We start from the raw sequence: 14,771 nt of genomic DNA, 5'->3' as shown, positions 1-14,771 counted from the left end.
CTGAATCTTACTCAGGCATTTTCAGCGGGCTTGGCGAAATGATCACGCCATTGTTGTCCGCATAGATGTACTGGCCTGGATGGAAGGTCACGCCGGCGAAGGTCACGGCAACGTTGAGGTCGCCGATGCCGCGCTTGTCGGTCTTCATCGGGTGACTGGCCAGCGCCTGCACCCCCAGGTCGGTTTGCGCGATAACGTCGACATCACGGATGCAACCGTAGATCACCAGCCCTTCCCAGCCGTTATTCGCCGCCTTCTCGGCCAGCATGTCGCCCAGCAGCGCGCGACGCAGGGAGCCGCCGCCATCGACCACCAGTACCTTGCCCTTGCCGTTGAGTTCGACCTGATCCTTGACCAGCGAGTTGTCTTCGAAGCACTTGATGGTCACGATTTCGCCGCCGAAGGAATCACGGCCGCCGAAATTGCTGAACATCGGTTCCAGCACCTGCACCAGCTCCGGGTAGGCGTCGCACAGGTCAGGCGTGAGGTAATGGATCATCGAGAAACTCCTGTAAAGAGGAAGACGGGACGAACATCACTGATGACTCAATCATCAAAAATGACTGGAATAGCTCAATCCGTCATATCTTAGCCGCAAGCCGATCAGAGCGAAATGCCCCTGATAGAGCGTCCAGCTTAGATCGTCGTGGTCAAATCCGCTTGATTGCCCAGCAGCGGTGTTTGTTGATCCGCCAACCAGCGGGCCACCAACGGCCAGACTTCAGCCTGGGCGGCTTTGCTGACCAGCATTTCCACGTGACCAAAATTGTCACTAAAGCCCTGATCGCGACCCAGGTTGATAAATTGCTTGTGCTCGGAACCCACCTGATCGAACAACTTGTGACAAGCCCAGGTCGGATCCTGATGATCGCCTGCGGCGCTCACTGCCAGCACCGGCAACTTGACCTCGGCCAACCCTGCCCACCAGTCCTTGTCGGCATCGCCAAAGCGCCCGAACAAGCCGTACCAGCGCATGCTTTCCAGAGCCAACCCGATCGGCTCGTCTTCCGGACCGCGCTTGAGTCGTGAACCGGACAACTGGGCAAAACGCTTGAGAATGAAACGCCCGCTCCACTCGACTGGCGGAATTTTCAACGGCCAATAGGTGCGGCTGACTTGCGTGCCGAAAAATGCCGCGGACGCCACCACCGGCTCGCCAATGTAATCACCACCCAGCGCTGCCGCCAGGGTAATGCCGCCCAGCGAATGGCCGATCCAGTGCGGGACCTGGCCGCTTTGCTCGCGCACGAATGCGCCAATGGCCGGCAGATCGTAACGCGCATAGTCGGCAACGCGGTTTTTGCGATAGTTCTGGTTGCGCTGGGACAAGCCGTGACCGCGCATTTCCGGAATCCAGACATCGAATCCCAGGCGCGTCAGATAAGCCCCCAGGCCCAGGCCCTTGGGGGAAAACCAGAAGCGTCGATTGGAAAAGCTGCCATGCAACAGAATCACCGGCACGCCGCGCACGGAGTGCTCATCGGCCATGCCCAGGCGCGTCACAGCCAGCTCGACGGTACCGTCAGGGCTGTTGGCGGGCTTCAATCGATAGACATCTTCGCTCAGATCACCGCGCCGCTCGGCGCTGATCAGGGCGACAGGAAATAGGTTGCTGCTGCTTTGCATAGTCTCTTGCACAAAAAAGGGCGGCATCCAGAGGAGCCCGCCCTACTTCAATCTTGAAACGAACCGCCCCACCCTGTAGGAGCGAGCTTGCTCGCGAAGAACTTCAGAACACCACGTTCATCCAGGATAAACGCGTCATCGTTGACGTCCATCGCGAGCGAGCTCGCTCCTACAGCAAGACGGGCCGTTCACACACGATCAAGCCGAAGCCTGACCCTCAGCCAGGAAGAACCAGGTTTCCAGTACGGAATCGGGGTTCAACGAAACGCTTTCGATGCCTTGTTCCATCAGCCACTTGGCCAGGTCCGGGTGGTCCGAAGGACCCTGACCGCAAATGCCGATGTACTTGCCGGCCTTGTTGCACGCGGCAATGGCGTTGGCCAACAGCTTCTTGACCGCCGGGTTACGCTCATCGAACAGGTGCGCGATGATCCCGGAGTCACGGTCCAGGCCCAGGGTCAGCTGGGTCAGGTCGTTGGAGCCGATGGAGAAACCATCGAAGAATTCGAGGAACTCTTCAGCCAGGATCGCGTTGGACGGCAGTTCACACATCATGATGACGCGCAGACCGTTGTCGCCACGGGCCAGGCCGTTTTCGGCCAGCAGATCCACCACTTGGCTCGCTTCACCCAGGGTGCGAACGAACGGCACCATGATTTCAACGTTGGTCAGGCCCATCTCGTTGCGCACGCGCTTGAGGGCACGGCATTCGAGTTCGAAGCAGTCGCGGAACGATTCGCTGATGTAACGCGAAGCGCCACGGAAGCCCAGCATCGGGTTCTCTTCTTCCGGCTCGTAGAGCTTGCCGCCGATCAGGTTGGCGTATTCGTTGGACTTGAAGTCCGACAGGCGCACGATGACCTTTTTCGGCCAGAACGCGGCGGCCAGGGTGCTGATGCCTTCGACCAGTTTATCGACATAGAAGCCGACCGGATCGTTGTAGCCGGCGATGCGCTTGTCGACGCTTTCCTTGATGTCCTGCGGCAGGCCGTCGTAGTTCAGCAGCGCCTTGGGGTGCACGCCGATCATGCGGTTGATGATGAACTCCAGGCGGGCCAGGCCCACACCAGCGTTCGGCAACTGCGCGAAATCAAAGGCGCGGTCCGGGTTGCCGACGTTCATCATGATCTTGAACGGCAGCTCCGGCATGGCGTCCACGGAGTTCTTCTTGATGTCGAAGCCCAGTTCGCCTTCGAAGATGAAACCGGTGTCGCCTTCAGCGCAGGAAACGGTCACGCCCTGGCCGTCTTTCAACAGCTGGGTGGCGTTGCCGCAACCGACCACGGCCGGGATACCCAGCTCACGGGCGATGATCGCTGCGTGGCAGGTACGGCCGCCACGGTTGGTGACGATGGCGCTGGCGCGTTTCATGACCGGTTCCCAGTCCGGGTCGGTCATGTCGGAGACCAGAACGTCGCCTGGCTGGACCTTGTCCATCTCGGACACGTCCTTGATGATGCGCACCTTGCCGGCGCCGATGCGCTGGCCGATGGCACGGCCTTCCACCAGCACGGTGCCGGTTTCCTTCAACAGGTAGCGTTCCATGACGTTGGCCTGGGTGCGGCTCTTCACGGTTTCCGGACGGGCCTGCACGATGTACAGCTTGCCGTCGTCACCGTCCTTGGCCCATTCGATGTCCATCGGGCACTGGTAGTGCTTCTCGATGATCATCGCCTGCTTGGCCAGCTCGCTGACTTCGGCGTCGGTCAGGCAGAAACGCGCGCGATCGGTCTTGTCGACATCGACGGTCTTGACCGAACGTCCGGCCTTGGCCTCGTCGCCGTAGATCATCTTGATGGCCTTGCTGCCCAGGTTGCGGCGCAGGATCGCCGGGCGACCGGCGGCCAGCGTGCCTTTGTGGACGTAGAACTCATCCGGGTTGACCGCGCCTTGTACGACGGTTTCACCCAGGCCGTAGGCGCCGGTGATGAACACCACGTCACGGAAGCCCGATTCGGTATCGAGGGTGAACATCACGCCGGCGGTGCCGGTTTCGGAACGGACCATGCGCTGTACGCCGGCCGACAGGGCTACCAACTTGTGGTCGAAGCCCTGGTGCACGCGGTAGGAAATCGCGCGATCGTTGAAAAGGGAGGCGAACACCTCTTTGGCGGCGCGAATGACGTTTTCGACACCACGGATGTTCAGGAAGGTTTCCTGCTGACCGGCGAAAGAGGCGTCTGGCAAGTCTTCGGCAGTCGCGGAAGAACGCACGGCCACGGCCACGTCAGGGTTGCCGGCGGACAGCGCGGCGAATGCGGTGCGGATTTCGGTGTTCAGTTTTTCAGGGAACTCGGCTTCCATGATCCATTGACGGATCTGGGCACCGGTCTTGGCCAGTGCATTCACGTCGTCGACGTCCAGGGCATCGAGGGCATCGTGAATCTGCTGATTCAAGCCGCTCAGTTCCAGGAAATCACGATAAGCCTGAGCGGTCGTGGCGAAGCCACCGGGCACCGATACACCGGCACCTGCCAGGTTGCTGATCATCTCGCCCAGGGATGCGTTCTTGCCCCCCACATGCTCAACATCGTGTTTGCCGAGCTTATCGAGGGAAACTACGTACTCTACCAAGGTGATCTCTCCACTAACTGTGTTGGAAAAGCTCAGAAGCCGGTTGCTCGGGGGAGCGTTTGCCGGCTGTATGGCCTGGACCTGGAAAATAAGTGAGAATGCGGGCCAATGGCGGCCGACAAATCGCGCCTATCATATCCAAGAATGATCATTAGCTTAAGGCCCAAGGTGCAAATGAAACGATCTGCTTTCTTTATCTCCGATGGCACCGGCATTACTGCCGAAACCCTGGGTCAAAGCCTCCTGGCGCAGTTCGAAAACATTACCTTCAGCAAAGTCACGCGGCCGTACATCGACAACGTGGACAAAGCGCGGGCCATGGTACAACAAATCAACAAAGCCGCCGAAAACGACGGCTTTCGCCCGATCATCTTCGATACCATCGTCAATCAGGATATTCGTGAGATCCTCGCGACTTCCAATGGTTTCATGATCGACATTTTCTCGACCTTCCTGGCGCCCCTTGAACAGGAACTGACCGAGCATTCTTCCTACACCGTCGGCAAGTCCCACTCCATCGGTGCCAACACCAATTACATGGAGCGCATCGAGGCGGTGAATTTCGCCCTCGACAACGACGACGGCGCCCGCACGCACTATTACGACAAGGCCGACCTGATCCTGGTGGGCGTGTCGCGCTGCGGCAAAACCCCGACCTGTCTGTACATGGCCATGCAATTCGGCATCCGCGCGGCCAACTACCCGCTGACCGAAGACGACATGGAACGCCTGCAACTGCCAAGCGCCCTGCGTGCCCACCAGCACAAGCTGTTCGGCCTGACCATCGACCCGGACCGACTCACCGCGATCCGCAACGAGCGCAAGCCCAACAGCCGCTATTCGAGCTACGCCCAGTGCGAGTTCGAAGTGCGCGAGGTGGAAAACCTGTTCCGCCGCGAGAACATTCCGAACATCAACTCCACGCATTTTTCCGTTGAAGAAATCTCCGCGAAGATTTTGGTGGAGAAAGGTGTGGAGCGGCGGTTCAAATAGATTTGTAGCGCCTGACACACCGCCTTCGCGAGCAGGCTCGCTCCCACATTGGAAGGCGGTCAAATGTGGGAGCGAGCCTGCTCGCGAAGAACGATAACGCGGTCTTTCAGATAACAAACAAATCCACAAACCGATTCACCGGCGTTGCCTCAAGCCGCGCCTGATCCTTGCACAGGGTAAATATCTCCTCGCATCGCTGTGCCGTGAAGCGCGTCGCCAGGTTTGCCTTGAACTTGTCCTCCAGCAACGGAATACCATCCGTACGGCGCCGACGGTGACCAATCGGGTACTCAACCACCACGTTCTCGGTGCTGGAACCGTCCTTGAAAAACACCTGCACCGCATTGGCAATGGAGCGTTTGTCCGCTTCCAGGTACTCGCGGGTGTAACGCGGGTCCTCGACGATGACCATTTTGTCGCGCAGCACATCGATGATCGGATGCGCCCTGTGGAAGTCATCTTCGTAGTATTCGGCCACCAGATTGCCGAAGGCCAGCGGCACCGCGGTCATGTACTGGATGCAGTGATCGCGGTCGGCGGCATTGGCCAGCGGGCCGACCTTGGAAATGATGCGGATCGCCGATTCGTGGGTGGTGATGACGATTTTGTCGATTTCGTGCAGCCGGTTGCGGACTTGCGGGTGCAGGGTCACCGCCGCTTCGCAGGCGGTTTGCGCGTGGAACTCGGCGGGAAAACTGATCTTGAACAGCACGTTTTCCATCACATAGCTGCCGTACGGGCGGGAGAAACTGAAGGCGCGCTTGTCGTCGGCCTTGAGCGCCAGATCGTTATTGGTGTGGCTGAACAATACGTCGTAGAAGCCCCACTGCCTGGCGCTCAAGACACCGGGAATACCCATCTCGCCCCGCATCGCGATGTCTGCCAGACGCACCCCACGGCTTGAGGCATCACCGGCCGCCCAGGATTTGCGCGACCCGGCATTCGGCGCATGACGATAGGTGCGCAACGCCTGGCCATCGGCAAAGGCGTGGGACAACGCCGACAACAGTTGCTCGCGGTTGGCCCCCATCAGTTTGGCAGTGACCGCGGTGGAGGCGACTTTCACCAGAATGACGTGATCGAGGCCGACACGATTGAACGAGTTTTCCAGAGCGATCACGCCTTGAATTTCATGGGCCATGATCATGGCTTCGAGCACAACGCGCAGGGTCAGCGGTGCATCGCCATTGGCCAGGCGTTTTTGTGACAGGTGGTCGGCCACCGCGAGAATGCCGCCCAGGTTATCCGAGGGGTGCCCCCACTCGGCGGCGAGCCAGGTGTCGTTGTAGTCGAGCCAGCGCACAATACAGCCGATGTCCCACGCGGCTTTAACCGGGTCCAGACGATAACTGGTGCCGGGAACCCGCGCGCCGAACGGCACGACAGTGCCTTCGACCACTGGTCCCAGGTGCTTGGTGCATTCGGGAAAGCGCAGCGCCAGCAGACCACACCCCAGGGTATCCATCAGGCAGTTGCGGGCGGTGTCCAGGGCTTCTGTGGATTCGATCTTGAAGTTGAGGACGTAATCGGCAATGTCCTGCAGGACCTGGTCATAGTCCGGACGATTGTTCAGGTCAACGTTGGCGCTCATGTTCGATTCACTCTGTAAGTGGTTCGTTGATGGGACCTCGGTTCAAGGCAATCTCAGCGGATGATTACTTTCTTATTTTGAAATGCGATCAGTTGTGGGAGCGAGCCTGCTCGCGAAAGCGGCGTATCAGTCGACATCCATGTTGAATGTCACCCCGTCTTCGCGAGCAGGCTCGCTCCCACAAGGGTTCAGTACTCGATCAGAAAGAATCACCCGGCACGCGGACGTAGCCTTCCATCAACACCCGCGCACTGCGGCTCATGATGGCTTTGTTCACGGTCCATTCGCCGTCGACCTGGCTGGCTTCGGCGCCGACGCGCAAGGTGCCCGACGGGTGACCGAAACGCACGGCATTGCGTTCGACACCGCCCGCCGCGAGGTTGACCAAAGTACCGGAAATCGCCCCCGCCGTACCGATCGCCACCGCTGCGGTGCCCATCATCGCGTGGTGCAGCTTGCCCATGGACAACGCGCGTACCAGCAGGTCGACATCACCGGCGGCAATCGCCTTGCCGCTGGACGCCACGTAGTCCGCAGGCTTGGCGACAAACGCCACCTTCGGCGTGTGCTGCCGCTTGGCCGCTTCGTCAATGTTCGAAATCAGGCCCATGCGCAGTGCGCCGTAAGCGCGGATGGTTTCGAACATCAACAACGCTTTCGGGTCGCCGTTGATCGCGCCCTGCAATTCGGTGCCGGTGTAACCGATGTCTTGGGCATTGACGAAAATGGTTGGGATGCCGGCGTTGATCATGGTGACTTTGAGCGTGCCGACGCCCGGCACTTCCAGCTCATCGATCAGGTTGCCGGTGGGGAACATCGAACCACCGCCACCCTCTTCTTCCGCTGCCGGGTCGAGGAATTCGAGTTGTACTTCGGCAGCCGGGAAGGTCACACCGTCGAGCTCGAAGTCGCCGGTTTCCTGCACTTCACCGTTGGTGATCGGCACGTGGGCGATGATGGTCTTGCCGATATTGGCCTGCCATACACGGACCACGGCAACGCCGTTTTGCGGAATGCGACTGGCATCCACCAGGCCATTGCTGACGGCGAACGAACCGACCGCCGCCGAGAGGTTGCCGCAGTTACCGCTCCAGTCGACGAAAGGCTTGTCGATGGACACCTGACCGAACAGGTAATCGACGTCGTGATCGGCCTTGGTGCTTTTCGACAGGATCACGGTTTTGCTGGTGCTGGAGGTCGCGCCGCCCATGCCGTCGATTTGCTTGTCGTAGGGGTCTGGGCTGCCAATGACGCGCAACAACAACGCATCGCGGGCCGGGCCTGGAACCTGTGCCGCCTCGGGCAGGTCCTTGAGGCTGAAGAACACGCCTTTACTGGTGCCGCCGCGCATATAGGTGGCGGGAATCTTGATCTGCTTGGCAAAATGAGCTGCGTGAGACATGAGTGCTCCTTCAAAAACAGACACGGGACCCAAAGTCCCGTGCCCGTACAGCCAGTGTTAGACGGCAACCGCCGACTCTTCGAGGAAGTCCTGGGCGAAGCGTTGCAACACGCCGCCCGCCTCGTAGATCGACACTTCTTCGGCGGTGTCGAGGCGGCAAGTCACCGGCACCTCGATACGCTCGCCGTTCTTGCGATGGATCACCAGCGTCAGCTCGGCGCGCGGCGTGCGATCGCCGATCACGTCGTAGGTTTCGCTGCCGTCGATGGCCAGGGTGTGGCGGTTGGTACCCGGCTTGAACTCCAGCGGCAACACGCCCATGCCCACCAGGTTGGTGCGGTGAATGCGCTCGAAACCTTCAGCGGCAATCGCTTCCACACCCGCCAGTCGCACGCCCTTGGCCGCCCAGTCGCGGGACGAACCCTGACCGTAGTCGGCGCCGGCGATGATGATCAGCGGCTGCTTGCGGTCCATGTAGGTTTCGATGGCTTCCCACATGCGCATGACCTGGCCTTCCGGCTCCACGCGCGCCAGCGAACCCTGCTTGACCTTGCCGTTTTCCTGGACCATTTCGTTGAACAGTTTCGGGTTGGCAAAGGTCGCGCGTTGTGCGGTGAGGTGGTCACCCCGGTGAGTCGCGTAGGAGTTGAAGTCCTCTTCCGGCAAGCCCATTTTCGCCAGGTACTCGCCGGCGGCGCTGTCCAGCATGATGGCGTTGGACGGCGAGAGGTGATCGGTGGTGATGTTGTCCGGCAACACCGCCAGCGGGCGCATGCCCTTGAGCGGACGTGCCCCGGCCAGCGCACCTTCCCAGTACGGCGGACGGCGAATGTAAGTGCTCATCTCGCGCCAGTCGTACAGCGGCGCGACTTTCGGGCCGGTGTCTTCGTGAATGGCGAACATCGGGATATAGACCTGACGGAACTGCTCCGGTTTGACCGACGCTTTCACCACGGCGTCGATTTCTTCGTCGCTTGGCCAGATGTCTTTCAGGCGGATTTCCTTGCCATCGACCACGCCCAGCACGTCTTTTTCGATGTCGAAACGGATGGTGCCGGCGATGGCATAAGCGACCACCAGCGGTGGCGAGGCGAGGAACGCTTGCTTGGCGTACGGGTGAATCCGGCCGTCGAAGTTGCGGTTGCCGGACAGTACGGCAGTGGCGTACAGGTCGCGGTCGATGATCTCTTGCTGGATCACCGGATCCAGCGCGCCGGACATGCCGTTGCAGGTGGTGCAGGCAAAGGCCACGACGCCGAAGCCGAGCTGCTCCAGTTCATCGGTCAGGCCGGCTTCGTCCAGGTACAGGGCCACGGTTTTCGAACCCGGCGCCAGAGACGATTTGACCCATGGCTTGCGGGTCAGGCCGAGCTTGTTGGCGTTGCGCGCCAGCAGGCCGGCAGCGATCACGTTGCGCGGGTTGCTGGTGTTGGTGCAGCTGGTGATGGCCGCGATGATCACCGCGCCATCCGGCATTTGACCGGGTACGTCTTCCCACTGGCCGGAGATGCCTTTGGCCGCCAGATCCGAAACCGCCACACGGGCGTGCGGGTTGCTCGGGCCGGCCATGTTGCGCACCACCGAAGACAGGTCGAAGGTCAGGCCGCGCTCGTACTGCGCGCCCTTCAAGCTGTCGGCCCAGAGGCCGACCTGCTTGGCGTAGTTCTCGACCAACTGCACCTGCTCGTCTTCACGACCGGTCAGCTTGAGGTAGTCGATGGTCTGCTGGTCGATGTAGAACATCGCCGCCGTGGCGCCGTACTCCGGGGCCATGTTGGAAATGGTGGCGCGGTCGCCCAGGGTCAGGGCCGATGCGCCTTCACCGAAGAATTCCAGCCATGCACCGACCACTTTTTGCTTGCGCAGGAATTCGGTCAGCGCCAGCACCATGTCAGTGGCGGTGATGCCCGGCTGCAGCTTGCCCGTCAGTTCGACACCAACGCTTTCCGGCAGACGCATCCACGACGCGCGGCCCAGCATCACGCTCTCGGCTTCCAGGCCACCGACGCCAATGGCGATTACGCCCAGCGCATCGACGTGCGGGGTGTGGCTGTCTGTGCCGACGCAGGTGTCGGGGAATGCAACGCCGTCGCGCACTTGAATCACCGGAGACATTTTCTCCAGGTTGATCTGGTGCATGATGCCATTGCCCGGCGGGATCACGTCGACGTTCTTGAACGCCTTCTTGGTCCAGTTGATGAAGTGGAAACGGTCTTCGTTGCGACGGTCTTCGATGGCGCGGTTCTTCTCGAACGCCTCGGGATCGAAGCCGCCACGCTCGACGGCCAGGGAGTGGTCGACGATCAGTTGCGTCGGCACCACCGGGTTCACTTGCGCCGGGTCACCGCCTTGCAAGGCGATGGCGTCACGCAGGCCGGCGAGGTCCACCAGTGCGGTCTGGCCGAGGATGTCGTGGCACACCACGCGGGCCGGGAACCATGGGAAATCGAGGTCGCGCTTGCGTTCGATGAATTGCTTCAGGGATTCGGTGAGCGTGGCCGGGTCGCAGCGACGCACAAGGTTTTCCGCCAGCACGCGGGAGGTGTACGGCAGGGTGTCGTAGGCGCCGGGCTGGATGGCCTCGACCGCCGCGCGGACGTCGTAGTAATCCAGATGGCTGCCGGGCAGCGGTTTACGGAATTCTGTGTTCATCGGTCAGGACTCGGTCACGGTAGTTACAAAGGGTGGGGCCTGGTACCGACCTTGAAATTCACACTGAACCCTGTGGGAGCTGGCTTGCCAGCGATAGCGGTGGGTCTGTCACCATCAGTGTTGGATGTGACTCAGTCATCGCTGGCAAGCCAGCTCCCACAGGGTTTTCGGTGAACCTCTGGATCAGTGCTCGGCCCCCACCATTCAGCGTTGTTCGATTGGCACGAACTTGCGCTGTTCGACGCCGACGTACTCGGCGCTCGGGCGGATGATGCGGTTGTTGGCGCGTTGTTCGTACACATGGGCAGCCCAGCCGGTCAGGCGCGAGCAGACGAAAATCGGTGTGAACAACTTGGTCGGGATGCCCATGAAGTGGTACGCCGAGGCATGGTAGAAGTCGGCATTCGGGAACAGTTTCTTCTGCTCCCACATGGTCTTGTCGATGGCTTCGGAGACCGGGAACAACACCTTGTCGCCCACTTCGTCAGCGAGTTTTTTCGACCAGCCCTTGATCACTTCGTTACGCGGATCATTGTCCTTATAGATCGCGTGGCCGAAGCCCATGATCTTGTCCTTGCGCTCGAGCATGCCGAGGGTGCCCTTGATCGCCTCTTCCGGCGACGCGAAACGCTCGATCATTTCCATCGCCGCTTCGTTGGCGCCGCCGTGCAGCGGACCGCGCAACGAACCGATGGCCGCGGTGACGCAGGAGAACAGGTCGGACAACGTCGAAGCGCAGACCCGCGCGGTGAAGGTCGAGGCGTTGAACTCGTGCTCCGCGTAGAGGATCAGCGAAACGTTCATCACCTTGACGTGCAATTCGCTCGGTTTCTTGCCGTGCAGCAGGTGCAGGAAGTGACCGCCGATGGATGCCTCGTCGCTCACGCAATCGATGCGCTGGCCTTCATGGCTAAAGCGATACCAGTAGGTCATGATCGCCGGGAACGCGGCCAACAGGCGGTCGGTCTTGTCGTGTTGCTCGGAGAAGTCTTTCTCCGGCTCGAGGTTGCCCAGGAACGAGCAACCGGTGCGCATCACGTCCATCGGATGGGCGTCGGCAGGGATGCGTTCCAGCACTTCCTTCAAGGCTTGCGGCAGGTCGCGCAGCTTGCTCAGCTTGCTGATGTAGGCCGCCAGTTGGGTTTTGCTCGGCAGTTCGCCGTACAGCAGCAGGTAAGCGACTTCTTCGAATTGAGCGTCAGCCGCCAGTTCGCGAACGTCGTAGCCGCGATAGGTCAGCCCTGCGCCCGACTGGCCCACGGTGGACAGTGCGGTTTGCCCGGCAACCTGGCCACGGAGCCCGGCGCCACTGAGTACTTTTGCTTCGGCCATTGCTGTCTCCAATTTTTGAATTTGTTAGGGAAACCAATCTCTTCTGTAGGAGCGAGCTTGCTCGCGAAGGTGGACGGCACACCGCTGTGCATCAGGGACACAGCGTTATCGTTGAGGTCCATCGCGAGCGAGCTCGCTCCTACAGGTACAGGGTGTTCATTACTTCTTCGCGGCAAACAACGCATCGAGCTTCTGCTCGAAGGTGTGGTAGTCGATGCGATCGTAAAGCTCCATGCGCGTCTGCATGGTGTCGATGACGTTCTGCTGCGTGCCGTCGCGGCGGATCGCGGTGTAGACGTTTTCCGCCGCCTTGTTCATGGCGCGGAAGGCCGACAGCGGGTACAGCACCAGCGACACGTCGGCAGCGGCGAGTTGCTCGGTGGTGTACAGCGGCGTCGCGCCGAATTCGGTGATGTTGGCCAGGATCGGTGCTTTCACGCGGCTGGCGAACAGTTTGTACATTTCCAGTTCGGTGATGGCTTCCGGGAATACCATGTCGGCACCAGCCTCGATGCACGCCGCCGCGCGATCCAGAGCGGACTCCAGGCCTTCCACGGCCAAGGCGTCGGTGCGAGCCATGATCACGAAGCTGTCATCGGTACGGGCATCGACGGCCGCTTTGATGCGATCGACCATTTCCTGCTGCGAAACGATTTCTTTATTAGGACGGTGACCGCAGCGCTTGGCGCCGACCTGGTCTTCGATGTGAATCGCTGCCGCGCCGAACTTGATCATCGACTTGACGGTACGGGCGACGTTGAACGCCGAGGAACCGAAACCGGTGTCCACGTCCACCAGCAGTGGCAGATCGCAGACGTCGGTGATGCGGCGCACATCGGTCAACACGTCATCCAGACCGGTAATGCCCAGGTCCGGCACACCGAGGGAGCCGGCAGCGACGCCGCCGCCGGACAGGTAAATCGCCTTGAAACCGGCACGCTTGGCCAGCAGCGCATGGTTGGCGTTGATCGCGCCGACCACTTGCAATGGATGCTCGCTGGCGACCGCATCGCGGAAACGCTGGCCTGGAGTGCTCTTGTTGGAACTCATGACTCACCTCGTTTGGCTGTCGGATTGGCGCCGTCCTGGTAGTGACGGGCGATGTTGCGTTTGGAAGCGCCGATGTGACGGCGCATCAACAACTCGGCCAGTTCACCGTCACGGTCGGCGATGGCATCGAGAATTCGGTGGTGCTCGGCAAAGGCCTGGTGCGGGCGATTGGGCGTGGTGGAAAACTGGATGCGATACATGCGCACCAATTGATAGAGCTCGCCGCAGAGCATTTGCGTCAGGGTGCGGTTACCGCTGCCCTGGATGATTCGGTAGTGGAAGTCGAAATCGCCTTCCTGCTGGTAATAGCCTCGGCCAGCCTGGAACGCTTCATCGCGCTCGTGGGTTTCGAGGACGCGCCGCAGTTCGTCAATTTCTTCGACACTCATGCGTTCGGCCGCCAGACGACAGGCCATGCCTTCAAGGGATTCGCGGATTTCGTAGAGCTCCAGCAGCTCCGCGTGATTGAGCGACACCACCCGTGCCCCGACGTGCGGTACGCGCACTAGCAGGCGCTGCCCCTCCAGGCGGTGGATGGCCTCGCGCAGCGGACCGCGGCTGATGCCATAGGTACGGGCCAGCTCCGGCTCGGAAATTTTGCTGCCAGGAGCGATCTCGCCCTTGACGATAGCCGCCTGAATGCGCCGGAAGACGTTCTCGGAGAGTGTTTCCGAATCGTCCTGGACGCTAAGCGGCGGATCGAGTTGCTCCAGCATATTGTCGACACCTTCAAAACCAATGCCACAAAAACTAGCGAAATCAGCGTCAACAGTCAAAGGATAAATCGATATTGTCGACAATCGTCTAATAACCGCTTGCACCAACAAGATGCAGCAGCTCTGGTTATAGCCGCCCGCCAGCGCTGGCGCCATCAAGCCACCGTGCTAGAATGCCGCCCGCATTTGTTTGTCACATCTGCACTGTCTGTCATAAATAGCTGATAGGCATACGAGGAGCTTGCGCAGCAATGCCAGGGTCTTGAATCGAAATACGGACCGCTGCGCACCAGGATTTATGAGACTCAAGCCCTTCTCCACATTCCTTTATTTTCTTTGCCTGCCCGGTTTTGCAGTGGCGGGGGAAAAGACTGTGTATGGCCTCAATGAGTACGCGTCGCTGGGCGGCATCGACCTTGAAGTCGCCGCCAAACTCGATACCGGGGCGAAAACCGCTTCCCTGAGTGCCCGCGACATCAAGCGTTTCAAACGCAATGGCGAATCCTGGGTACGCTTCTATCTGGCCATCGACGCCGCCCATTCGCACCCGATCGAACGACCGCTGGCCCGCGTCAGCAAGATCAAGCGCCGCGCCGGTGACTACGATCCGGAAGAAGGCAAGAAGTACACCGCCCGTCCGGTGATCGAACTGGATATCTGCATGGGCTCGGCCTTACGCAGCATCGAAGTGAACCTGACCGACCGCAGCGCGTTCCAATACCCGCTTTTGATCGGCTCCGAAGCGCTCAAACGCTTCGATGCACTGGTCGACCCCAGTCTTAAATACGCTGCCGGCAAACCCGCCTGCGCCACCGACGCTCATACCGCAGAGTAA

General features: G+C 60.4%; 11 protein-coding genes. 2 read left to right on the top strand and 9 right to left on the bottom strand.

The window, feature by feature from the left end:
- Positions 1–7 precede the first annotated feature (7 nt).
- The 3 genes from rraA to ppsA all read right to left on the bottom strand — a co-directional run bounded on the left by rraA (position 8) and on the right by ppsA (position 4,200).
- Positions 8–496 carry a ribonuclease E activity regulator RraA gene (rraA, locus tag CKW21_RS29250; protein WP_170948765.1) on the bottom strand — a complete coding sequence of 163 codons (489 nt, stop codon included), beginning with the start codon at positions 494–496 and terminating at the stop codon, positions 8–10.
- A 140-nt stretch (positions 497–636) separates the two neighbouring features.
- Entirely contained in the window at positions 637–1,626 is a 990-nt protein-coding gene (locus CKW21_RS29245; protein ID WP_095197286.1) for an alpha/beta fold hydrolase, read from the bottom strand.
- A 198-nt stretch (positions 1,627–1,824) separates the two neighbouring features.
- Positions 1,825–4,200 (bottom strand): phosphoenolpyruvate synthase, encoded by a 2,376-nt coding sequence (gene ppsA / locus CKW21_RS29240; protein ID WP_095197285.1) that lies wholly within the window; start codon positions 4,198–4,200, stop codon positions 1,825–1,827.
- A gap of 174 nt (positions 4,201–4,374) precedes the next feature.
- Here ppsA and CKW21_RS29235 point away from each other — a divergent pair, with 174 nt between their 5' ends.
- Complete coding sequence (locus CKW21_RS29235; protein ID WP_095197284.1) at positions 4,375–5,193, top strand: pyruvate, water dikinase regulatory protein; 819 nt, start codon at positions 4,375–4,377, stop codon at positions 5,191–5,193.
- Positions 5,194–5,299: 106 nt separating this feature from the next.
- Here CKW21_RS29235 and prpD read toward each other — a convergent pair whose 3' ends face one another.
- The 6 genes from prpD to CKW21_RS29205 form a co-directional block, all read right to left on the bottom strand.
- A complete protein-coding gene (gene prpD / locus CKW21_RS29230; protein ID WP_095197283.1) occupies positions 5,300–6,784 on the bottom strand; it encodes a 2-methylcitrate dehydratase in 1,485 nt (494 codons plus the stop codon).
- 199 nt (positions 6,785–6,983) lie between these two features.
- The gene (gene prpF / locus CKW21_RS29225; protein ID WP_095197282.1) at positions 6,984–8,186 is read right to left on the bottom strand and encodes a 2-methylaconitate cis-trans isomerase PrpF; all 1,203 of its coding nucleotides are present in this window, start codon (positions 8,184–8,186) and stop codon (positions 6,984–6,986) included.
- A 57-nt stretch (positions 8,187–8,243) separates the two neighbouring features.
- Positions 8,244–10,838 carry a Fe/S-dependent 2-methylisocitrate dehydratase AcnD gene (gene acnD, locus CKW21_RS29220; RefSeq protein WP_095197281.1) on the bottom strand — a complete coding sequence of 865 codons (2,595 nt, stop codon included), beginning with the start codon at positions 10,836–10,838 and terminating at the stop codon, positions 8,244–8,246.
- 204 nt (positions 10,839–11,042) lie between these two features.
- A complete protein-coding gene (gene prpC, locus CKW21_RS29215; protein ID WP_095197280.1) occupies positions 11,043–12,170 on the bottom strand; it encodes a 2-methylcitrate synthase in 1,128 nt (375 codons plus the stop codon).
- Between the two features lie 159 nt (positions 12,171–12,329).
- Complete coding sequence (prpB, locus tag CKW21_RS29210; RefSeq protein WP_095197279.1) at positions 12,330–13,220, bottom strand: methylisocitrate lyase; 891 nt, start codon at positions 13,218–13,220, stop codon at positions 12,330–12,332.
- Positions 13,217–13,933 (bottom strand): GntR family transcriptional regulator, encoded by a 717-nt coding sequence (locus tag CKW21_RS29205; RefSeq protein WP_170948764.1) that lies wholly within the window; start codon positions 13,931–13,933, stop codon positions 13,217–13,219. The genes prpB and CKW21_RS29205 overlap by 4 nt, the downstream gene beginning before the upstream one ends.
- A gap of 301 nt (positions 13,934–14,234) precedes the next feature.
- Here CKW21_RS29205 and CKW21_RS29200 point away from each other — a divergent pair, with 301 nt between their 5' ends.
- A complete protein-coding gene (locus tag CKW21_RS29200; protein ID WP_095197277.1) occupies positions 14,235–14,771 on the top strand; it encodes an ATP-dependent zinc protease in 537 nt (178 codons plus the stop codon).

Source organism: Pseudomonas sp. Irchel 3A7 (assembly GCF_900187565.1).
In the GTDB taxonomy this organism is placed as follows: domain Bacteria; phylum Pseudomonadota; class Gammaproteobacteria; order Pseudomonadales; family Pseudomonadaceae; genus Aquipseudomonas.
The sequence above is the reverse complement of the archived record's forward strand: the minus strand, read 5'-3'. Positions and strand labels throughout refer to the sequence as shown.

Coding starts and splice junctions, on each gene's coding strand:
- CKW21_RS29245 (WP_095197286.1), bottom strand. CDS start 1,626: ATGCAAAGCAGCAGCAACCTATTTCCTGTCGCCCTGATCAGCGCCGAG.
- CKW21_RS29235 (WP_095197284.1), top strand. CDS start 4,375: ATGAAACGATCTGCTTTCTTTATCTCCGATGGCACCGGCATTACTGCC.
- prpD (WP_095197283.1), bottom strand. CDS start 6,784: ATGAGCGCCAACGTTGACCTGAACAATCGTCCGGACTATGACCAGGTC.
- prpF (WP_095197282.1), bottom strand. CDS start 8,186: ATGTCTCACGCAGCTCATTTTGCCAAGCAGATCAAGATTCCCGCCACC.
- acnD (WP_095197281.1), bottom strand. CDS start 10,838: ATGAACACAGAATTCCGTAAACCGCTGCCCGGCAGCCATCTGGATTAC.
- prpC (WP_095197280.1), bottom strand. CDS start 12,170: ATGGCCGAAGCAAAAGTACTCAGTGGCGCCGGGCTCCGTGGCCAGGTT.
- prpB (WP_095197279.1), bottom strand. CDS start 13,220: ATGAGTTCCAACAAGAGCACTCCAGGCCAGCGTTTCCGCGATGCGGTC.
- CKW21_RS29200 (WP_095197277.1), top strand. CDS start 14,235: ATGAGACTCAAGCCCTTCTCCACATTCCTTTATTTTCTTTGCCTGCCC.